Origin of the sequence: Sphingomonas paucimobilis NBRC 13935, assembly GCF_000739895.2 — a bacterium.
In the GTDB taxonomy this organism is placed as follows: Bacteria; Pseudomonadota; Alphaproteobacteria; order Sphingomonadales; family Sphingomonadaceae; genus Sphingomonas; species Sphingomonas paucimobilis.
The window spans coordinates 1-21,063 of sequence record NZ_BBJS01000058.1; the positions used below are offsets into that span (position 1 = coordinate 1).

The 21,063-nt window shown below is 66.2% G+C and carries 20 protein-coding genes and 1 pseudogene; 12 read left to right on the forward strand and 9 right to left on the reverse strand.

Annotated elements, in window-relative coordinates; genetic code table 11:
- Window positions 1-403, reverse strand: a pseudogene (locus SP6_RS17580) (hypothetical protein); the annotation flags it as partial.
- 307 nt (window positions 404-710) lie between these two features.
- Between SP6_RS17580 and petA the strand changes: the two are divergent.
- The 7 genes from petA (at window position 711) to SP6_RS17615 (ending at window position 6,219) form a co-directional block, all read left to right on the forward strand.
- A complete protein-coding gene (gene petA, locus SP6_RS17585) occupies window positions 711-1,304 on the forward strand; it encodes a ubiquinol-cytochrome c reductase iron-sulfur subunit (RefSeq protein ID WP_007407104.1) in 594 nt (197 codons plus the stop codon).
- Between the two features lie 14 nt (window positions 1,305-1,318).
- The gene (locus SP6_RS17590) at window positions 1,319-2,617 is read left to right on the forward strand and encodes a cytochrome b (RefSeq protein WP_007407089.1); all 1,299 of its coding nucleotides are present in this window, start codon (window positions 1,319-1,321) and stop codon (window positions 2,615-2,617) included.
- 26 nt (window positions 2,618-2,643) lie between these two features.
- A complete protein-coding gene (locus SP6_RS17595; RefSeq protein WP_007407108.1) occupies window positions 2,644-3,492 on the forward strand; it encodes a cytochrome c1 in 849 nt (282 codons plus the stop codon).
- 227 nt (window positions 3,493-3,719) lie between these two features.
- Window positions 3,720-4,268: an adenine phosphoribosyltransferase gene (locus SP6_RS17600; RefSeq protein ID WP_007407091.1), complete on the forward strand. Its 549-nt coding sequence runs from the start codon at window positions 3,720-3,722 to the stop codon at window positions 4,266-4,268.
- Window positions 4,268-4,723 (forward strand): tRNA (cytidine(34)-2'-O)-methyltransferase, encoded by a 456-nt coding sequence (locus SP6_RS17605; protein WP_007407095.1) that lies wholly within the window; start codon window positions 4,268-4,270, stop codon window positions 4,721-4,723. The genes SP6_RS17600 and SP6_RS17605 overlap by 1 nt, the downstream gene beginning before the upstream one ends.
- Before the next feature lie 35 nt (window positions 4,724-4,758).
- Complete coding sequence (gene hemF / locus SP6_RS17610; RefSeq protein WP_007407105.1) at window positions 4,759-5,619, forward strand: oxygen-dependent coproporphyrinogen oxidase; 861 nt, start codon at window positions 4,759-4,761, stop codon at window positions 5,617-5,619.
- Between the two features lie 6 nt (window positions 5,620-5,625).
- A complete protein-coding gene (locus SP6_RS17615; RefSeq protein ID WP_007407092.1) occupies window positions 5,626-6,219 on the forward strand; it encodes a GNAT family N-acetyltransferase in 594 nt (197 codons plus the stop codon).
- On the opposite strand, the gene SP6_RS17620 is transcribed toward SP6_RS17615, so the two are convergent.
- Together SP6_RS17620 and SP6_RS17625 are read right to left on the reverse strand one after the other, a co-directional pair.
- Entirely contained in the window at window positions 6,189-6,950 is a 762-nt protein-coding gene (locus tag SP6_RS17620) for a YciC family protein (protein ID WP_007407107.1), read from the reverse strand. The genes SP6_RS17615 and SP6_RS17620 overlap by 31 nt on opposite strands.
- On the reverse strand, window positions 6,950-7,822 hold the full coding sequence (locus tag SP6_RS17625; protein ID WP_007407103.1) for a DUF7847 domain-containing protein: 873 nt from the start codon (window positions 7,820-7,822) through the stop codon (window positions 6,950-6,952). The genes SP6_RS17620 and SP6_RS17625 overlap by 1 nt, the downstream gene beginning before the upstream one ends.
- Before the next feature lie 129 nt (window positions 7,823-7,951).
- Between SP6_RS17625 and lipB the strand changes: the two genes are divergently transcribed.
- The 4 genes from lipB (at window position 7,952) to SP6_RS17645 (ending at window position 12,030) form a co-directional block, all read left to right on the forward strand.
- Window positions 7,952-8,623: a lipoyl(octanoyl) transferase LipB gene (gene lipB, locus SP6_RS21555; protein WP_007407099.1), complete on the forward strand. Its 672-nt coding sequence runs from the start codon at window positions 7,952-7,954 to the stop codon at window positions 8,621-8,623.
- Window positions 8,624-8,713: 90 nt separating this feature from the next.
- The gene (locus SP6_RS17635; protein WP_007407094.1) at window positions 8,714-8,983 is read left to right on the forward strand and encodes a hypothetical protein; all 270 of its coding nucleotides are present in this window, start codon (window positions 8,714-8,716) and stop codon (window positions 8,981-8,983) included.
- 288 nt (window positions 8,984-9,271) lie between these two features.
- Window positions 9,272-9,991: a hypothetical protein gene (locus tag SP6_RS17640; RefSeq protein ID WP_007407100.1), complete on the forward strand. Its 720-nt coding sequence runs from the start codon at window positions 9,272-9,274 to the stop codon at window positions 9,989-9,991.
- A 176-nt stretch (window positions 9,992-10,167) separates the two neighbouring features.
- Window positions 10,168-12,030, forward strand: coding sequence for an ABC-F family ATP-binding cassette domain-containing protein (locus tag SP6_RS17645; RefSeq protein WP_007407106.1), 1,863 nt, complete (start codon window positions 10,168-10,170; stop codon window positions 12,028-12,030).
- A 249-nt stretch (window positions 12,031-12,279) separates the two neighbouring features.
- Here the strand turns inward: SP6_RS17645 and SP6_RS17650 are convergent, their stop codons facing one another.
- Both SP6_RS17650 and SP6_RS17655 read right to left on the reverse strand, forming a co-directional pair.
- Window positions 12,280-12,564, reverse strand: coding sequence for a DUF3297 family protein (locus SP6_RS17650; RefSeq protein ID WP_007407097.1), 285 nt, complete (start codon window positions 12,562-12,564; stop codon window positions 12,280-12,282).
- A gap of 92 nt (window positions 12,565-12,656) precedes the next feature.
- Complete coding sequence (locus SP6_RS17655) at window positions 12,657-13,040, reverse strand: hypothetical protein (RefSeq protein WP_037570233.1); 384 nt, start codon at window positions 13,038-13,040, stop codon at window positions 12,657-12,659.
- A 140-nt stretch (window positions 13,041-13,180) separates the two neighbouring features.
- On the opposite strand from SP6_RS17655, the gene SP6_RS17660 reads away from it, so the two are divergent.
- The gene (locus SP6_RS17660; RefSeq protein ID WP_007407090.1) at window positions 13,181-13,582 is read left to right on the forward strand and encodes an EVE domain-containing protein; all 402 of its coding nucleotides are present in this window, start codon (window positions 13,181-13,183) and stop codon (window positions 13,580-13,582) included.
- Between the two features lie 31 nt (window positions 13,583-13,613).
- On the opposite strand, the gene SP6_RS17665 is transcribed toward SP6_RS17660, so the two are convergent.
- The 4 genes from SP6_RS17665 to SP6_RS17680 all read right to left on the reverse strand — a co-directional run bounded on the left by SP6_RS17665 (window position 13,614) and on the right by SP6_RS17680 (window position 20,993).
- Window positions 13,614-14,432: a shikimate 5-dehydrogenase gene (locus tag SP6_RS17665; RefSeq protein ID WP_007407098.1), complete on the reverse strand. Its 819-nt coding sequence runs from the start codon at window positions 14,430-14,432 to the stop codon at window positions 13,614-13,616.
- Window positions 14,433-14,569: 137 nt separating this feature from the next.
- The gene (locus SP6_RS17670; protein WP_007407101.1) at window positions 14,570-15,646 is read right to left on the reverse strand and encodes a sialidase family protein; all 1,077 of its coding nucleotides are present in this window, start codon (window positions 15,644-15,646) and stop codon (window positions 14,570-14,572) included.
- A 299-nt stretch (window positions 15,647-15,945) separates the two neighbouring features.
- Window positions 15,946-17,787 carry a translational GTPase TypA gene (gene typA, locus SP6_RS17675; protein WP_037570231.1) on the reverse strand — a complete coding sequence of 614 codons (1,842 nt, stop codon included), beginning with the start codon at window positions 17,785-17,787 and terminating at the stop codon, window positions 15,946-15,948.
- 245 nt (window positions 17,788-18,032) lie between these two features.
- Complete coding sequence (locus SP6_RS17680) at window positions 18,033-20,993, reverse strand: M16 family metallopeptidase (protein ID WP_007406995.1); 2,961 nt, start codon at window positions 20,991-20,993, stop codon at window positions 18,033-18,035.
- Window positions 20,994-21,063 lie beyond the last annotated feature (70 nt).

Consider the following 21,063-nt stretch of genomic DNA (forward strand, 5'->3'; position numbering starts at 1 on the left):
GGGTCGGCGCCACGGCACCGCGACCACGCCAGCCGGGTGCGGCGCCGGGCACCGGCCCGCGCCAGCCACCCCGGCCCCATCCCCGCCACTGATCACGGATCGCACCCCCGCGCCACGCATCGCGCCGGCCCTGCCAATAGGCGCGCTGCCCGTCATTCCAGGGATAGGCGCGGCGGTAGCGGTCGTAGACATAGATGCCCGTGCCTGGATAATAAAAATTGTCGTACCAGCCATAATAGGACGGCGCATAGCCATAGCCGCCGCCATAATAGCCGGGCGCATATCCGCCGCCATAGCCGGCCCCCACCGACACACCGCTATAGCCATAGCCATCGGTGCAGCCGCCGAGCGCCAGCAAACCGGCCGCCATCAATGCGGCCCAACCCGTCTTGCCAAGGACCATCATGCCTCTCCACGCCCCTGGGCAAATTCTGGCGGGTGCGGCAGGGGTCCGTCATCCACGTCGATCAGCGGTCAACCCACCGTAGTGACGTCAGTTCCTAAGCGTCAAAGGCTGCACCCGTGCTGAACCGCGGTCCGACGAGGATCGGCCCAAAGGGGATTGGCAAAGCCCGCCAAGCAAGGCTAACCTGAAGTACCGTTCATCATGGGCGGGTTGTGACAGGGCGGCGCATGACCGGGACCAATCCGGCACGACCGTCCAGAGCGTACCGTTTGCGCACGCGATCGAAGGTGGAGGGACAAGACGAATGGCGATGACGGAGAACACCGTACCCCCCGGCGAGGCGCCGGAGCCATTCCAGGAAGAGGTCCATGATCCCCGTCGCCGCGACTTCATCAACATCGCGGCCGTATCCTTTGCCGGGGTGGGCGCGCTGGCGATCGTCCTGCCGCTGATCAACCAGATGAACCCCTCGGCCGATGTGCTGGCCCAGTCGACGACCGAGATCGACCTGTCCAAGATCGCGCCGGGCCAAGCGATCAAGGCCAGCTTCCGCAAGCAGCCGCTGTTCGTCCGCAACCTGACCCCCAAGGAAATCGCCGAGGCCGACGCGGTGCCGCTGTCCGAGCTGCGCGATCCCCAGACGCTGGCGGAACGGACCAAGCCGGGCAAGAAGAACTGGCTGATCACGCTGGGCGTCTGCACCCATCTGGGCTGCGTGCCGCTGGGCGCGGGCGAAGGCGAGAATAAGGGCCCTTATGGCGGCTATTTCTGCCCCTGCCACGGCTCGGCCTATGACACCGCCGCGCGGATCCGGAAGGGCCCGGCGCCGCTGAACCTGTTCGTGCCCGATTACAAATTCGACAGCGACACGACCGTCACGGTCGGCGCGGCCGCTTAAAGGGGACCCGAGAGATGAGCTTTCCCTGGGCCAAGCATTATGAACCCAAGCAGCCGGTCATGCGCTGGCTGGACGAGAAGCTGCCGCTGCCGCGCCTCGTCTACAATGCGGTGGGCGCCGGCTATCCGGTGCCGCGCAACCTGAATTATTTCTGGAATTTCGGCGTGCTGGCGGGGGCAGCCCTCGCCATCCAGATCATCACCGGCGTCGTGCTGGCGATGCATTATGCGGCCAATGCGGGCGTCGCCTTCGACTCGGTCGAAAGCATCATGCGCGACGTCAATGCCGGCTGGTTCCTGCGCTATGCCCACGCCAACGGCGCGTCGATGTTCTTCATCGTCGTCTACACCCACATCTTCCGCGGCCTCTATTACGGATCGTACAAGGCCCCGCGTGAGATGGTGTGGCTACTTGGCGTCGTCATCTTCCTCCTCATGATGGCGACTGCCTTCATGGGCTATGTCCTTCCCTGGGGGCAGATGAGCTTCTGGGGGGCGCAGGTCATCACCGGCTTCTTCTCGGCGATCCCGGTGGTCGGCGACACCATCCGCATCTGGCTGCTGGGCGGTTTCGCGCCGGACAATGCCGCGCTCAACCGCTTCTTCTCGCTCCACTATCTGCTGCCCTTCGTGATCGCGGGCGTCATCATCCTGCACATCTGGGCGCTGCACATTCCGGGTTCCAACAACCCAACCGGCGTGGACGTGAAGGGCGAGCAGGATACAGTGCCGTTCCACCCCTATTACACCGCCAAGGACGCGGTGGGGCTGGGTGTGTTCCTGCTGGTCTTCGCCAGCCTGCTGTTCTTCTTCCCCAATTATCTGGGCCATCCGGACAATTACATTCCGGCCAACCCGCTCTCGACGCCCGCGCATATCGTGCCCGAATGGTATTTCTGGCCCTTCTACGCGATCCTGCGCGCCTTCACTGCCGACTTCATCCTGCCCGCCAAGCTGTGGGGCGTGCTGGCGATGTTCGGGTCGATCCTGCTACTGTTCTTCCTCCCCTGGCTGGACAGCTCGCCGGTGCGCTCGAACAATTTCCGGCCCAAGGCGCGGGTGGCCTTCTGGGTGCTGGTGGTCGACGTGCTGCTGCTCGGCTGGTGCGGAGGCTCGCCCGCGACGCCCTTCTTCATCATCCTCAGCCAGATCACGGCGGCCTATTATTTCCTCCACTTCCTGGTGATTCTGCCCTGGATCGCCCGGACGGAGCGGCCCGCACCGCTGCCCAACTCGATCACCGAGGCGGTGCTGGCCAAACATGGCGGCACGGCCCCCACCAAGTCGGCCCTAACCCCTTCGGCCTCGGCCTGACGCGAACCGAGAGAGGATAAAAGAACATGGTTCGTGGCATCGCATTCCTGGTCGGGGCGGCCTTCACCTTCGTTCTCGCCATCGCGCTGTGGGGCAGCATCTCGGGACTCATCTCCGAGCCGCCCATCCCCACCGCCGAGGAGGAGTTCCACCTTCACCCCAAGGAGGCGCATCTGGCTTCGGACGGCGTATTCGGTCGTTTCGACCGTCGCCAGCTCCAGCGCGGCTTCCAAGTCTATAAGGAGGTGTGCGCGGCCTGCCACTCGCTGCGGCTGGTGGCGTTCCGCGACCTCGCCGATCTCGGCTATAATGAGGCCGAGGTGAAGGCGATCGCCAATCAGTGGGCGATCGAGCAGCCGTCGATCAACCCGGAGACGGGCGAGGCGACGACGCGCAAGAACATGCCCGCCGACCGCTTCCCCTCGCCCTTCGCCAACGAGGTCGCGGCGCGCGCGGCGAACAACAACGCGCTGCCGCCCGATCTGTCGCTGATCACCAAGGCGCGGCATGAGGGCACCAACTATGTCTATTCGCTGGTCGGGCCCGATGCCTATCGCAACCAGCCGGCCGAGCTGCTGCGCAAGTTCCCCGACGCCAAGACGCCGACGGGTCTGCACTACAATCCCTATTTCGCGAACCTCAACATCGCGATGCCGCCACCCATCACCCAGGACGGCCAGGTGCAATATGCCGACGGCACGCTCGCAACCCGCGACCAGATGGCCAAGGACGTCGCCGCCTTCCTGACCTGGACCGCCGAGCCCAAGCTGGAATCGCGCCATGCCGCCGGGATCGGGGCGTTCATCTTCATCCTGATCTTCTGCTTCCTGGCCTGGGGCGCGTATCAGAATGTCTGGCGCGACGTGAAGCATTGAGACGGGACTATTTGATGTGAGAGCCTGGGGCGGTTTCCGATGCGGGAGCCGCCCTTTTTATTGGAGCTGCAATCTCCGTTCCGGCTAAGCGAAGCCGAAGCCCAAGCGCTGCCCTTTTCCCATATCCATCTTGGAAGCGGTTTCCCTTGGCCTTCGACTTCGCTCAGGCTGAACGGAGCGGGAGCGTTGGGGCTTCCCCCCCCTTTACCCCCGAAGCCGTCCGGCCCATGACGTCCCACATGAACGCCAATGACGATCTGAAAGCCCTGATCCGGACGATCCCGGACTTCCCCAAGCCCGGCATCCAGTTCCGCGACATCACCACCCTGCTGCTCGACCCCAGCGGAGTGGCGCGCACGGTGGAGCGGATGGTCACCGCCACGCGGGGGCCCGTCGATCTGGTTGCCGGGATCGAGGCGCGGGGTTTCCTCTTCGCCGCCGCGCTGGCCGTGCCGCTGAACGCTGGCGTGCTGCTGATCCGCAAGGACGGCAAGCTGCCCGGCACCACCATCGCCGAGGATTATGCGCTGGAATATGGCCAGGACCGCATCGCCATCCATGAGGATGCGCTGGTCCCCGGCGCGCGCGTCCTGCTGGTCGATGACCTGATCGCAACCGGCGGCACCGCGCGGGCTGCCGTCCGGCTGATCCGGAAAGCGGGTGGCCTGGTCGAGCAGGCGCAGTTCCTGGTCGACCTGCCCGATCTGGGCGGGGCGGATGCGCTACGCGGCGACGAGATCGCGGTCGACGCGCTGGTCTCCTTTCCCGGTCACTGATGCGGCTCGCACTCTACGAGCCCGATATCGCGGGCAATGTCGGCACGCTGATCCGCACCGCCGCCTGTTTCGGCATCGCGGTCGACCTGATCGAGCCGATGGGCTTTCCCTATTCCGACCGGGCGCTGGCCCGCTCGGCGATGGACTATGTCGATCGGGCCGAAGTCGTGCGCCATGCCGACTGGACGGCGTTTCAGGCGGCGGCGCGCGGCCGAATCGTGCTCGCGACGACCTTGGGCGCATTGCCCCTGCCCGATATGCGGTTCCGCCCTGACGACGTCATCCTGCTCGGCTCCGAAGGGGCGGGCGTGCCATCGGCGGTGCATGACGCCGCCGATATCCGCGTGCGTGTGCCCATGCGCGCTGGCGTACGTTCGCTCAACGTCGCGATAACCGGCGGAATTCTAATGGCGGAAGCGCGCCGCCAGACGGGTTGGGATCAGATCACGCCTTGACCCTCTGCACCACCCCAGCCCAGAAGCCGAACGCCATGAACAGCCGTACCCCCGACATCGCGCTCGACGCCGAGCAGGACGCCGCCCGCCTCTGGTTCGAAACCCTGCGCGACCGGATCTGCGCGGAGTTCGAGGCGATCGAGCGCGAGGCCGGGTCGGACGCGACCTTCACCTATACGGCCTGGGACCGGGCCGATCCCAGTGGCGAGCCCGGTGGCGGTGGCGTGCGCGGCGTGATGAAGGGCCGCGTGTTCGAAAAGGTCGGGGTCAATGTCTCGACCGTCGGTGGCACGTTCGAGGGGCCTTTCGCCAAGACGATTCACGGCGCGGGCGACGATCCCCGCTTCGTCGCGACCGGCATCAGCCTGGTCGCACATATGGCCAATCCGCATGTTCCAGCGGTTCATATGAACACCCGCTTCCTGACCACGACCAAGCGCTGGTTCGGCGGCGGTGCGGACCTGAATCCGCCGTTGCCGATCGAAGAGGACACCGCCGATTTCCACGCCCGGTTGAAGGCCGCCTGCGACGCGCATAACCCGGAGTATCATCCCCGGTTCAAGGCCTGGGCGGACGATTATTTCTACATTCCGCACCGTCAGGTGCATCGCGGCGTCGGCGGCATCTTCTACGACCATCTGGAGGGGGATTTTACGGGCAACTTCGCCTTCACCCGCGATGTCGGCGAGGCGTTCCTGGACGTCTTCCCGCGCATCGTCCGGCGGCGCATGGGGCTGCCTTTTACCGAGGCCGATCGCGCCGCGATGCTGGCGTGGCGCGGTCGCTATGCCGAGTTCAACCTGGTCTATGATCGTGGCACGCTGTTCGGGCTCAAGACCGGCGGCAATATCGACGCGATCCTGATGAGCCTGCCGCCACTCGCGACCTGGGAATAAGCGGCCATGGCGCTGATCCCCGTCGATCCGGCCGAGATCGCGACGATCGTCACGACGCTGGAGATGCGCGAGCGTCCCCGGCCCCGGCCAATGCCGCCTTCGCCCCTGTCGCTGTCCGCCTGGAAGATGCCGGACCTGGCCAAATATCGGACGCTGTTCCGGCGCGTCGGCGCGCCCTGGCTATGGTTCTCGCGGCTGGTAATGGACGATGCCACGCTGGCCGCGATCGTCCACGACCCTGCGGTCGCCGTCTTCGCGGTGGTCGACCGGGCGGGGATCGAGGTCGGCATGCTCGAACTCGACCATCGGCAGCCGGGCGCTTGCGAGATCAGCTATTTCGGACTGATCCCGGAACTGGCGGGGCAAGGCCATGGCGGCTGGCTGATAGCGCAGGCGCTGATGCGCGCCTGGACCACGCAGGTCGATCGGGTCTGGGTCCATACCTGTACGCTGGACCACCCCGCCGCCCTCAACTTCTATCGCAAACAGGGTTTCGAAGCGGTGTCGCGCGCGATCGAGACCTTTCCCGACCCGCGCGACTTGGGCATTCTGCCCGAAGAGGCCGCACCTCAGATCCCCCGGCTGACCAACCGGCGATAGGCCGCGATCGCGATCAGCACCTGGGCGATGCCGGCGGCCATCGCCACCGCCGCCGCCCCGGCGTGGAGCAAGGCGATCATGATGGGCCCACCGTCATTCGCCTGTGCCCACTCGACGAGCAACAGGAAGGGCTGGGCCGCGATCATGCCGCCCAGCGAAGTACAGGACGCCAGAGCCGCCATCGGCAGACCGACGCCGCGTGTCAGCACCAGCGAGCGTGCGATGGCTGCCAAAGCCGGCATGCGCCGCTCGGCGAACAGCACCGGGCCGACCAGCATCAATCGCCCGGCGACGTACAGGCCCGGCAGGATATAGAGCAGCATCCCCGCCCCGACCGGCAGCGCGATCAGGATCATCGCGAGCAGGAATCGCGGTGCCACCCGCAAGGCGAGTTTGAGCGCCTGCCCCACGCTGAACCGTCCACCGCTCAAGCACAGCGCGAACAAGGCCGCCGAGCCGATCATGCCCAGTGCATAGGCCGCGAAATACCAGCTGCCATAATGGCCCGCCCAGGTTCCGACCGAATCGAACCACGCCATGGCGCGCGCCGTCGCCTCCGCCCGCGCATCGCCAGAGGTGGGTTCGGCGGGCATGGGCGGTTCCGGAACCAGCAGCCCCAGCGCCAGCGGCGGCCAGAACAGGAATGGCGCGCCCAGTCGGATCAACAGATCGCGGTCCCGGCGGAACAGACTCCACGCGTCCCGCAAGGTCGCAACAACATCCAATCCCATCACAATGTCGGCGAACCGTCCTCCGTCACCTCAGCAGCCTCGACCACCGGCACACCCGCCGCCGCGACATAGAGCCGCGCGATGAAGACATAGGCCAGGGTCATGAACCCCGCGCTGACGATCGATCCGACAAGGCTCGCCAGGCCGATCACCAGCGCCTGATGCCCGCTGCCCAGGATCAGGCGGAAGGCGATGGCGGTGACGCCCTGTGCCGCCGCAGTCGTGACGAAGACGAGGATCACGAACAAAATCGTCACGCCGATCAGCCGCCACGTCATGCCCCTGGTCAGCGTGATCGAGCGGCGGATGGCGCCCAGCCCGCGACGCTCGTTGAGCACCACCGCATAGGTCAGCATCAACCGCGCCATGACCCAGAAGGCCAGGATGAAGGCGGTCAGGCCGTACAGGATCACGAATAGCCCGGCTCCAGGGGGCATCGGAGGCATCAGCGCCGGATTGCCCTGCGCCGCGATCGCCCGGGCAAAGTCGAAGCCCGACACACCGAGCACGACCACGGGCACGAGCACCACCAGGGCAAAGACGAGGCCAAGCACGACCGCGACGCCGAGCAGCGGGAGCAGCCGGCGCAGACCGGCCCGCGACGCCTCCGCCGAGGTCGTCGCCGGATGCGTCGCCAGCGCCATGATCGCCAGTTGCGCCCAGATGCCGAGCCCGATCGCCACCAGGGTGACCAGCAATCCGGTCACGCTCGCGCCGGCGGACATATTGGCCATGGTCGTCTGGGGAACCAGCAGCAGTTGCAATATCACGGGCAGAACGAAACCGATCGCGGCAAAGGGCGCGAGCATTCCGGTCCTGCCCGCCAGCACTTGCTGGGTGCTGTCCCACACCGATCCGATTCTGACCGTCATCCTGGCCTCCCTGCCGCACGCGATCGCGCCTCCGCGATCAAACCCCATGCGGTGCCTAGCCGATCGCCCCGCGCAACGCCATCGCCGCCGCTTGCATCCCCGGGGCGCGAGGCGCAGATAGCCGCCATCGTGACCCAAGACCCTGTCATCCCCGATATCGAATGGCGCATCAGCCCCGGCCAGACCCCCTATGACCAGGCGCTGACCGAGATGGAGGCGCGCGCCGCCGCAGTGGCGGCCGGCGAGGCACGCGAGCTGGTATGGCTGCTCGAACATCCGCCGGTCTATACCGCGGGGACCAGCGCCGATCCGGTCGAGCTGGTCGATCCGCGTTTCCCCGTGTTCCAGACCGGGCGCGGCGGCAAATATACCTATCACGGCCCGGGTCAGCGCACCGGCTATCTGATCCTCGACCTGAACAAGCGGGGGCGCGACGTCCGCCATTTCGTCCACAGCCTGGAGGATTGGTTGATCGCCGCGCTCGCCCGGCTGGGCGTCCATGCCTTTCAGGCGGAGGGCCGCGTCGGCATCTGGACGCGCGATGGCGGCCCGGAGGCCAAGATCGGCGCGATCGGCGTGCGCGTGCGCCGCTGGGTCACGTTGCACGGCTTTGCGATCAACATCGCGCCCGACCTGTCCCATTTCGGTGGGATCGTGCCATGCGGCCTACCCGAATTCCCCGTGACCAGCCTTTTCGCGTTAAACGGCGTCAAGTCGTTGGAAACCTTTGACGAGGCGCTGGCGTTCACCTTTCCGGCCTTTCTCAACAACCTCCATCCGGTCCGACAAAACGAGGCTTGAGGACCGGGCGGTATCCGATTAATGTCCACCCCGATTTGGGTATTAGGGCCAGCAAGCCGTTCCAAATCCTAAATATCAAGGGAGCTTCCAATGCGTGCAATCATCTCCAAGGTCCTGATGGGCTCGGTCATCGCCGGCGCGGCGCTCGCGGTTTCGGCTTGCGGCTCGAAGACCGAGAACACCACCGACGCCAACATGGTCACCGACATGAACGCGACCGAAGGCATGGACACCACCACCGACAACATGACCGCTGTCGACGGCGCCATGAACGGTGGCATGATGGCCAACGACACCATGGGCAACGACATGATGATGTCGAACGACACCATGATGACCAACACGTCGAACGCGATGTAATCATCGTCGGGGTCATTCCCACGATGAAGGAAAGGGCCGTCCGGGCGACCGGGCGGCCCTTTTTCATTGCGGCTGGTCTTTGGGCGATATCCTGCATCGACGTCGCCCATCGCCTCCATGTCGGCCCGTTCCGACGGCGGTTCTGCCCGTACCGATCTCGTTACTTTTCAGGAACGAAGCGGCGGCCATGGAATGTAGAATGTGTTACGATTTTCATTGGGTCGCACCCGAAAAAGCGTTATGTTTCGGGACGCTTTCGAAGCCCTACGGGGGAAGGATCACATAGAGATGAAGGTGGTGCGTACCGCGCTGGCGGCCGGCGTGGCGTTTTGGGGGATGGGTGCCGCCGCACCCGCATCGGCGCAGTTTTTCCTGCAACCCTATAATTTCCAGGGCAAGCCCGTCCGGGGCGACGAACCCGGCATCGGCCAGCCGCTGCCCGGCGCGACGCCGGCGGAATTGCGCGCGGGCGTGCTCTGGAACATGCGCTCGGCGCTGAACGTCGCGGCCCTGCAATGCCAGTTCGAACCGATGCTGGCCTCGGTCATCAACTATAACGCGATCCTGAAGGATCATGATTCCGAATTGAAGGGCGCGTTCGACACCCTCGCCGCCTATTTCAAGCGGACCAGCAAGACGCCGCGCGAAGGCCAGATGGCGCTCGACCAATACGGCACGCGCACCTATTCCAGCTTCTCGTCGGTCGCCGGTCAGCTCGGCTTCTGCTCGACGGCCGGGTCGATCGCGCATCAGGCGGTATTCACCCCGCGCGGCCATCTGGGCGAACTGGCGGTCGATCGGATGCAGGAACTGCGCAACAGCCTGGTGCCTTATGGCGAGCAGCGTTTCCCGCGCTATGTCGGCCGCGAGCAGCGGTTCAACGTGACGATGCCGCGCCTGGATACGCTGTGCTGGAACAAGAAAGCCGAATGGGTGCCCAAGAAGTGCGGCGCGCAGAACTGGCCGCCCGCCGGCCCGGCCGGCGCGACCAGCATCGCGGCACGTTGAGCCCAAATCCTCCCCGGTACGGGGAGGTGGCAGCGCGGATGCGCTGACACGGGGGGCTTCCGCTAGGGACCTCTGTATGGAACGCCCCCTCCACCACCGCTTCGCGGTGCCTCCCCGTACCGGGGAGGATAATGCCCCCCTCCCCTTTTCGCGCGGAATTTGCTAGGCGCCGCGCCATGCTCAATCTGAATGGCATCACCGTGCGCCTAGGCGGCCGCACGATCCTCGACGGCGCATCCGCCGCGCTTCCCCCCGGCAGCCGGGTCGGCCTGATCGGTCGTAACGGTGCGGGCAAGTCGACGCTCGTCCGCGTGATCGCGGGCCAGCTCGAGGCCGATGACGGCGCGTGCGAAATGCCGAAAGGCGCGCGCCTCGGCTATATCGCGCAGGAAGCCCCCGACGGCACCGCCACCCCCTTCGACACGGTGCTGGCCGCCGATGTCGAACGCGCCGAGTTGATGGAGCGCAGCGAGACCGAGAGCGATCCGGAAAAGCTGGGCGACATTTACGAGCGGCTGATCGCGATCGACGCCTATACCGCCCCCGCCCGCGCCTCCAGCATCCTCCAGGGCTTGGGCTTTGACGAGGCGATGCAGGCGCGGCCGCTGTCCAGCTATTCGGGCGGGTGGAAGATGCGCGTGGCCCTCGCCGCCTTGCTCTTTTCCGCACCGGACGTGCTGCTGCTCGACGAGCCCTCGAACCACCTCGACCTCGAAGCGGTGATGTGGCTGGAGGATTTCCTCAAATCCTATCGCGCGACGATCCTGCTGGTCAGCCACGAGCGCGACTTTCTGAACAATGTCGTCGACCACATCCTGCACCTGCAGAATGGCAAGGTGACGCTCTACCCCGGCGGCTATGATTCGTTCGAGCGCCAGCGTGCCGAGCGGATGGCGCAATTGGCCGCCGCCAAGGCGAATCAGGAGGCGCAGCGCGCCAAGCTGCAGGACTATATCGCGCGCAACTCGGCCCGCGCCTCGACCGCCAAGCAGGCGCAGAGCCGTGCCAAGATGCTGTCGAAGATGCAGCCGATCGCGGAGATGGCGAACGACCCGTCGCTGTCCTTCGACTTCCCCGATCCCGACCAGCTGCGCCCGCCGCTGATCACGCTGGATCTGGCGAGCGTCGGTTACTCGGACACGCCGATCCTGAAGCGGCTGAACCTGCGCATCGACCCGGACGACCGGATCGCGCTCTTGGGCCGCAACGGCAACGGCAAGACCACCCTCGCCCGCCTGCTCGCCGCGCAACTGACGCCGATGGAAGGCGACATGAACGCGTCCGGCAAGATGCGCGTCGGCTACTTCACCCAATATCAGGTCGAGGAACTCGACACCGACGACACCCCGCTCGAGCATATGACGCGGATCATGCGCGGCGCGACCCCGGCGGCGGTGCGTGCGCAGCTCGGCCGGTTCGGCTTTTCGGGCGACAAGGCGACGACCAAGGTCGGCAAGCTGTCGGGCGGCGAGCGTGCCCGCCTGGCGCTAGCGCTGATCACCCGCGACGCGCCGCATATGCTGATCCTCGACGAACCGACGAACCACCTCGACGTCGATGCGCGCGAGGCGCTGGTCCAGGCCCTCAACATGTACAAGGGCACGGTCGTGCTGGTCAGCCATGACCGCCACATGCTGGAGATGACCGCCGACCGGCTGGTGCTGGTCGACAACGGCACCGCGAAGGAGTTCGACGGGTCGCTGGACGATTACATCGCCTTCGTCCTCAAGGGCGATGCGGGCCAGGGCGATGGTGCCTCCAAGGCGGACCGGGCGGCGAGCAAGAAGGCCTCGGCGGAGCAGCGCGAGCGCTTCAACGCGATGAAGAAGACGCTGCGCGGTATCGAGGACGAGATGGCCAAGCTGACTCGCGAACGCGATGCGCTGGACAAGGCGATGAACGACCCGGCGGCGGCCGAACCGCGCCATGCAAAACTGTCGATGGGCGAGCTGAACAAGCGCCGTGCCGAGGTGGTCGACAAGCTGGCCGATGCGGAAATGCGCTGGATGGAAGCGGGCGAGGCGATGGAGGCGGCGTAAACCGTCTCCGCCGTTCGCGCAGAGCGAAGTTGAAGTGCGGTGAGGTTCTCCCGTCGGCTTCGACTTCGCTCAGCCTGAACGGAGGTTGGGTACGCGCCCGCCTCTATGATCCTTTCGACCCCGGCAAAGGCCGGGGGCTAGGTGCCACCAAGCCGGTGGCGCGCCACTCGCGGCGCGGGAGGCAAAAGCACCCACCCTCGACATCGCCCAGCAACTGGACCCCGGCTTTCGCCGGGGTGGTCCAGATAGTTAGGCTCCGGCCTCTTCCGAACCTTCGGCGGTGTGATCACCCTGCGCCGGATTCTCGATCCACGCCTCGACCTCACCGGTCAGCTTCAGGGTCAGCGGGCGGCCATGGCGGTCGACCTTCTTGCCCAGCGCGACGCGGATCCAGCCTTCGGAAATGCAATATTCCTCGACGTCACGGCGCTCGGTACCCTTGAAGCGGATGCCCACCCCCCGCGATAGGAGGTCCTGGTCGAAATAGGGGCTGTCCGGGTTGGTGGACAGGCGATCGGGAACGGTATCGGTCATGCTCCGGGCCTTAACGCCGACTCGGGGGCGCTGCCAAGCAGCAAGCCTTAGAAAAAGCGGCGTCGGGATCGCTCCCGACGCCGCCATGGGCCTTAGTTACAGACCTGAACCGGCACGTTGCGGCCCCAATAGGGGTCCCAGCGCCAGTCGTTCCAGCAGCGCGGCGCATAGCTGCGATACTGATAGACCACCGGCGGGGGCGGCGGCGCATAATAGGGATCATAGCCACGGTCGTAATAATAGCCGCGATCGACATAGCGCGGGCGGTTGCTGCTCGCGATCGCCGCGCCCACGCCCAGACCGACGATCCCGCCCAGCAGCGCGCCGGCCACCGCATCGCCGCCGCGATCACGATGGTAATAGCCGCCGCCACCCCAGCCGCGGCCCCAACGCTGCGCCTCGGCCGGCGCCGCGGCGGTCAGCGCGGTCGCACCCAGCGCCAGGCCCAGCCCCAATTTCTTGAACATCCCGTTCATCTCGAACCTCCAATACAGATACGCCCGGTCCGCTGTTTGCAAAACGCGCATAATGCGTCCGTGTTGCCTTTCCTGCCACGACAGGGCTGAATGGCGTTGGAATATGGCGTTTAGTTGCGGTTCAGGAGAGCGGAGCGGATATGGCCTATTGGCTGCTGAAATCAGAGCCGGACAGCTATGGCTGGGACGATCTGGTCCGCGACGGCGCGACCGAATGGGATGGCGTGCGCAACGCCGCCGCCGCCAAGCATCTGCGGGCGATGCAGCCGGGCGACTCGGCGCTGTTCTATCATAGCGGCAAGGACAAGGCGGCGGTCGGCATCGCGACCATCACCCGCGCGGCCCAGGCGGATGGCGAGGACGGCCGCTGGGTATCCGTCGCCGTGGCACCCGACCGGCCGCTTCCCCAACCCGTCCCGCTGGCGGCGATGAAGGCCGAGGCCAAGCTCGCCGACCTGCCAATGCTGCGCCAGTCGCGGCTTTCGGTATCGCCGGTCGGGGACACCGAATGGGCGATATTGATGACAATGGCCGGCCTATGATTCCCGCCAGCGCTGGGAGGAAGGTCTGGGGTCAGCCCGAGCTATAGGCGTATTCCGCCGCCTCACGGACCTGCTCCGCGCTGGGCCGCACACCCGTATAAAGGACGAACTGCTCCAGCGCCTGGATGGTGGCGACCTCGGTGCCGGTGATGATTCGCTTGCCCAGCCCCTTGGCAGTGGTCAGGAATCGGGTTTCGGGCGGATATTGCACCACGTCAAAAGCGATCTCGGCTGCCGCGATCATCGCCTCCGGAAAGGCGAGATCGGCCTCATTGCCGCCGGTCATGCCGATCGGCGTGATGTTGATCAGCATGGCCGCCCCCTCGACCGGCTCGCTCGCCCAGTCGAAACCATAAAGCGCGGCCAGCGGCCGCCCGACCGCCTCGTTCCGCGCGACGATGGTGCCGCGCGTGAATCCCGAATCGCGCAAGGCCGCCGCCACCGCCTTGGCCATGCCGCCCGAGCCGCGCAGCATAAACGGCGTGGCAGGGTCGATATCGGCGATCAGTTCGACCACGGCGGCATAATCGGTGTTGTAGCCGGTCAGTCGCCCGTCATCATTGACGATGGTGTTGACGCTGTCGATCGCCACCGCCGATCCCGCCAGCCCGTCGAGCATCGGGATCACCGCCTCCTTGAACGGCATCGAGATCGCACAGCCGCGAACACCCAGCGCGCGGATGCCGCCGATCGCAGCGGCCAGGTCGGTCGTGCTGAACGACTTGTAGACATAATCGAGCCCGGTCAGCTCGTAGAGCCGGTTGTGGAACCGCGATCCGAAATTGCCGGGCCGCGCCGACAGCGACATGCACAGCCGCGTGTCGCGACCGATGGGGGGTTTGGTGGTCATGGCGGTGATTTAGCGGAGCGGGGGGGCGGGCGCATCCCCTTAGCTTACTAAGGAATTCCCTTGGCCTTCGACTGCGCTCAGGCTGAACGGAGCGAGAAGAGGATGTCAGGCTGAGCGAAGTCGAAGCCCACGCCCCCTTACCGCAACAAACGCGGATCGATCACCACATGCCGGATATGCTGGCGGTTCCACGTATAGGTCACATGCACCAGTCCGTCGCGGGTCTGCACCACCGCCGGATAGGCATAGCCATCGGGCATCGGCTTGCTCTCCAGCGTCAGGGCGTTGCGCCACCGCACGCCATCGTCCGACAGCCCGATATTGAGCGGCCAGCGCGGCCCGTCGCCGGGCGTATCGGGCGCATGGGCGCTATGATTATAGACGACCAATTGCCGCCCATCGGCCAGCGTCACCGCATCGGTGCCGGCGTTGGGATTGGGCAGGTCGATCGCCGCGATCGGCGACCAGGTGACGCCCTTGTCGCGCGACCAGCTTTGCGCCAGCGCCCCCTGCCGCGTGCGCGCGACCAGTTCGAGCCGGCCGTCGCGATGGAACAGGATGCTGGGCTGAATCGCCTCGATATGCATCGGGCTGGCGATGCGCGGGCCGACCGTCCAGCTCTTGCCCTTGTCGGTGCTGCGTTCGATGCGCAGCGACCAGATATTGGCCTCGGCCGTCCCTTCCTCGCGGCTGGAGGGGGAGAGCCAGGCGCCATCGGGGGCGATGACGGGCTTGTTCTTGATCGGGCCCAGCACGCCATCGGGCAGTCGTTCGGGCCGGGTCCAGTGGCGTCCGCCATCGCTGGAGCGGATCACCGTGCCCCACCATTGGCGCGGATTGGGGCCGACCTTGTAGTAGAGGTGGAGCGGCTCGCCCGGCGGCTGGAACAGCACGGGGTTCCAGGTCGGATAGCGCCGGCCATCGGCACTGATCCCGTCCGCGACCGGTACCGGGGCATCCCAGCCCTTGGTCCCGCGCCGCGCGAACCAGATGCGGACATCGGGGCGGCTTTCGCCCGACCCCGCGAACCAGGCGGCGGCCAAAGTGCCATCGGGGAGTTCGGCGATGGTGGAGGCATGCGCCTGCGGATAGGGGGCGTTGGCGTCGATGAATTCGGACAGCAGGATCGGCGAGCGGGTCTCGGCCGCGAGGGCAGGTGCTGTGCCGAATATCGTCGGAGTCATGGCCAAGGCCAACAGCGCCGCGATCCTCATATCGGTTTCATCCCTTTTACCCATCGATGGTGAAAGGCCGATAGGCGGGAATGCGGCGAAACGGAATGAGGGTTTGAGATGGGTTTTCCCCAGCCCTTACGTCCACCCCGCCCCGTTCAGCCTGAGCGAAGTCGAAGGCCACGCCTGCGCATTTGCCGCTAGGGCAATTTGGCAGAGCGTTTCCCTTGGCCTTCGACTTCGCTCAAGCTGAACGGAGGGTGGGTCTGAACAAGAGAGATGATGACGTCGGCATCCCCCAAAGAAAAAGGGCCGGACGTTTCCGTCCGGCCCCTTGTCCCTTACGCCGCCTTCGAGCGAGCCGCGCGCTTGCGCTCGTTCGGGTCGAGGTAGCGCTTGCGCAGACGGATCGACTTCGGGGTCACTTCGACCATCTCGTCGTCGTCGATATAGGCGATCGCCTGTTCCAGCGTCATCTTCTTCGGCGGGGTAAGGCGGATGGCATCGTCCTTGCCGCCCGACGCACGGAAGTTGGTCAGCTGCTTCGCCTTCATCGGATTGACCTCGAGGTCATCCGTCTTGGCGTTCTCGCCGATGATCATGCCTTCGTACAGCGCCTCGCCGTGACCGACGAACAGGATGCCGCGCTCTTCGAGCGGACCCAGGGCATAGCCCTGCGCTTCGCCGGCGCCGTTCGAGATCAGGACGCCGTTCTTGCGGCCTTCGATCTTGCCCTTGTGCGGGCCGTAACGCTCGAACAGGCGGTTCATGATGCCGGTGCCGCGCGTGTCCGACAGGAACTCGCCGTGGTAGCCGATCATGCCGCGCGACGGCGCGGAGAAGGTGATGCGGGTCTTGCCGCCGCCCGAGGGACGCATGTCCGTCATCTCGGCCTTGCGCAGGTTCATCTTCTCGACGACCGTGCCCGAATATTCCTCGTCCACGTCGATGATGACGGTTTCGTACGGCTCGGTCTTCTTGCCGTCCTCGTCCTCACCGAACAGCACGCGCGGGCGGCTGATGCCCAGCTCGAAACCTTCGCGGCGCATCGTCTCGATCAGAACGCCCAGCTGGAGTTCGCCGCGACCGGCAACCTCGAAGCTGTCGCGATCGTCGCTCTCGGTGACCTTCACCGCAACGTTCGACTCCGCTTCGCGCATCAGGCGGTCGCGGATCATGCGGCTGGTGACCTTGGTGCCCTCACGGCCCGCCATCGGCGAGTCGTTCACCGCGAAACGCATCGACAGCGTCGGCGGATCGATCGGCTGCGCCTTCAGCGGCTCGCTGACCGAGGTGTCGGCGATGGTGTTCGCGACGGTCGCGACCGCCAGACCCGCCAGCGAGATGATGTCGCCCGCCTTGGCTTCCTCGACCGGCACGCGGTCCAGACCACGGAACGACAGGATCTTCGACGCGCGGCCGGTTTCGATGACATTGCCATCGGCGTCGAGCGCGTGGATCGCCTGGTTCAGCTTGACCGTGCCCGAATTGACGCGGCCGGTCAGAATACGACCGAGGAAGTTGTCGCGGTCGAGCAGCGTCACCAGGAAGGTGAAGGGCACGTCCTCGACCTCGACCTTGGGGGCGGGCACATGGTTCACGATCGTCTCGAACATCGGGATCAGCGTGCCTTCGCGCGCGTCCATGTCGGTCGAGGCATAGCCGTTGCGACCCGAGGCATAGAGGACGGGGAAGTCGAGCTGCTCGTCATTCGCGTCGAGCGAGACGAACAGGTCGAACACTTCGTCCAGCACTTCCTGGATACGCGCGTCGGCACGGTCGACCTTGTTGACGACGACGATGGGCTTCAGGCCCAGCGCCAGCGCCTTGCCGGTCACGAACTTCGTCTGCGGCATCGCGCCTTCCGACGAGTCGACCAGCAGGACGACGCCGTCGACCATCGACAGGATGCGCTCCACCTCGCCGCCGAAGTCGGCGTGGCCGGGGGTGTCGACGATGTTGATGCGGATCGACTCGTCGCTGCCCGGGGGAGTCCAGTCGACCGAGGTCGGCTTGGCGAGAATCGTGATCCCGCGCTCCTTTTCCAGGTCGTTGGAGTCCATCGCGCGCTCTTCGACGCGCTGGTTGTCACGGAAGGTGCCCGACTGGCGGAACAGCTGATCGACCAGGGTCGTCTTGCCATGGTCGACGTGCGCGATGATCGCCACGTTGCGGAGGCTCATGCAGGTTTCTCTTGTTCGGAGGGTATGTCGGCGCGCGCCATAGCCGAAAAGCGCGCAAAGCGAAAGGGCAGCGCAGATTTTGCACCGCGCAAAGGCAAAAGGCGTGTGAAACGTCTCGTCGCCCACCTTGTTCCTCCCCTTTAAGGGGAGATGGCGCGCGGAGCGCGACGGAGGGGTGTCACCCTCTCGATAGCGGCACCCCTCCACCAGCTTCGCTGGTCCCCCTCCCCTTGCAGGGGAGGAATTTATTTCGCCCTAGGCACGACCTTCAACGTCCAGTCGGTGTCGGGTCGCAGGAAACGTTGCGCCACGGCCTGGATATCGGCCGGACCGATCGAGACGAAATCCTCGGCCAGCCGCTTCGTCGCCTCGATCCGCTGCGGATCATAGGCCGCGCCGCCCAGTCGCTGCATCCAGAACTGGTTGCCCGACGACATGCGCAGCAGCCGCTGCGCCATGGGCCGCTTGATGCGTTGCAGCTCGTCAATATCGATCGGCTTGGCAGCGAGGTCGGCGGCGATCGCACGGGCGGTCGCGAAGAACAGGTCGACCTTGTCGGGCGCGACATTGCCGATCGCGATCATCCGGCCGCCGCTGGGCAGACCGATCGGCCATTGGCTGGCGACCTGCGGGCTATAGCTCGCCCCTGCTTCGGAGCGCAGCCGGTCGAACAGCCGATCGGAAAAGACCTGCGCCAGCACGTCCAGCCGGTTGCGGATACGATCGTCGGCCGAGCCGCCGCCGGTCGGCCAGGCGATCACGGCCGAGGCCTGGTCCGCCGGGCCGCCATGGGTGCGCACCACCGGGGTCGCGACATGGGCGGGGAAGCGGATCGGCGGCACCGGACCGGTATCCCCTTTCCGCGCCGGGATCGCGCCCAGGCTGGCGGCGACCGCCTTGATCGCGTCATCGGCCTTCACATCGCCGAAGATCGAGACCTCGATCGGCCCGGAGGCGAGCAGCGGGGCCCAGAGCGCCTTGAACGATTCGGGCGTCGTCGCCTCGACCACCGCGCGCGGCGGCGTGCCCCAGCGGGGATCGCCGTCGCGCAGCAACCGCTCCAGATCGCGGCCCAGCACGCCATCGGGCGAGGAATCGAAACCCTCATAGCCCGCCAGCATCGCCGCCTTGGCCCGGTTGATCGGTGCGGCGTCCCAGCGCGGCGCAATCAGCTTGGCGGCGATCAGCTTGAGATTGTCGGCATAATCATCGGGCGAGCTGAGCGCGTTGAAGGCGAAGGCATCGTCGTCGATGTCGAAGTCCATGCCCATGCGCCGCCCGGCAGTCAGCCGGTCGAGATCACCCTGGTCGAACTTGCCGATACCGCCCGCGACCAGCGCCATGTCGGCGGCCCAAGCCGGGCTTTCGCGATTGGCGGGCAAGGCGTCATAGCCCCGCCCGAACCGCACGCGTAAGTAGACGCGGCCCGTCTCACCGTCATTGGCGAGCAGGAGCAGGCGTGCGCCATTGGCGAACACGGCCTTCTCCACCCCCAGTTCGGGGAAGCGCTCGCGGCTGACGACCTTGCCGGGGGCACCCAGCTTGGGCAGTTGCGCAAAGCTGATATTGCCCTGCCGCCGACGCTGCTCGGCCAGCGGACGGACATCGGCCTTCAGTGCGGCGGTCAGCTGCGCCACCGCATCGGGCTGCGGCGTACGGGTGTTGACCAGCGCGCGGGTCGCGGTGCCCTGGAAAATCTTGCGGGTCGAGGCCAGCACCGTCTCCGGCGTGAACATCTTCGCCGCCACCGCCTGTTTCAGGATCTCATAGCTGGTGTCGGGCGCGGTCACCGTCTCGCGAATGTCGAGCGCGCCGACCATGTCGTCGGCCTGTTTGGCGCCGGCTTCGACGCGCGCGGTTTCGACCTGGGTGCGCATGATCGCGTCATAATCGGCGAGTTCGCGGTCGATCTCGGCTTGGGTCGGCGGGGTGGCCATCGCGTCGGCGATGACCGCGCGTACGTCCTTCAACGCGGCTTCCCAATTGTCACCGATCGGCATGACATTGACCGTCGTCATGTTCGCCGAGCGCGAGACGTCGTCGAGCGACACGGCGGCCTGGAGGAAACTGCCCCCGGCGCGCGCGCGATTCTCCAATCGCCGGCTGATCAGCCGTGCGGCGACCATGTCGACCATGCGCTTCTGATTGAAGATCGCGGTGTCGCTCTGATATTTCCACGGTCGCAGCACCGCCATCGCGACCATCGGCGGCATGGACGGCTCGACCAGCGCGCCGACGGCCGGCGCATCGGCCTTGGGCGTGCCGAAATCGGGATCGGGCGGACTGGTGCCGACGCCCTTCCAGTCGCCGAAATTCTTGGCGACCAGCTTGGCGAGCAGCAGCGGGTCGAGATCCCCCGAGATGATCACCACCGCGCGTTCGGGACGGTACCAGCGATCGTGAAAGGCGCGCACGCTCTCGGGCGTCGCGGCCTCCAGCGTGGCGAGCTGGCCGATCGGCGAGCGTTCGGCGAGTGGTTGGCCGGCGAAGAAGGTCTCCCGCACCTTGTCCGAATAGCGCACCTGGGGACCCGGCTGTTCGCGACGTTCGGCCAGCACCACCGGGCGTTCGGCATTCAGCGCCTGCGTGGTCAGCGACGGCGCGGCCATCATGCCGGCCAGGATCTTCAGGCTATCGTCCAGCCCGCCCTCGGTCGCGCCGGGGAGATCGAGCTGATAGACGGTCTGGGTCGGCGTGGTCGAGGCGTTGGAGTCCGACCCGAAGGTCGCGCCTAGCCGCTGCCAGATCCGCTTCGCCTCGCCATCGGGGACATATTGCGACCCGCGAAACGACAGATGCTCGATCAGATGGGCGAAGCCGCGCTCCGAATCGCGCTCGTTTAGTGAACCGGCATCGATCCGCACCCGCACCGCCACCTGCCCCGGCGGCACGCCATTACGCCGCACCGCATAGCGCAGGCCGTTGGGCAGGGTGCCAAACTTCCACGCCTTGTCCTGGGGAAGGTCCGAATCCTTGTAGAGCCAGGCCGACTGGTCGACGCCTGGGATGGGCGGCAGCGGCGCCAGCGGATCACGCGTCGCCTCGCCTTGCGGCGCGGTGGCCACGGTCGCGGGGACCGGCATCCCCTGCGGAACGGAGCGATTGTCGGTCGGGGCCGGCCGGGGAGCCTGACCGATGACCGGAAGCGCCAGCCCGAGAAGGACCGGCAGGGCAAGAGCGCGCATCGCGCGGGACGGAAACGCCATTCCCCCTCTTATCGCGGCCGGCGGCGGATCGCCAGCCGCCCCACAATCGCCATGGTCGGCCCGCGCGAAG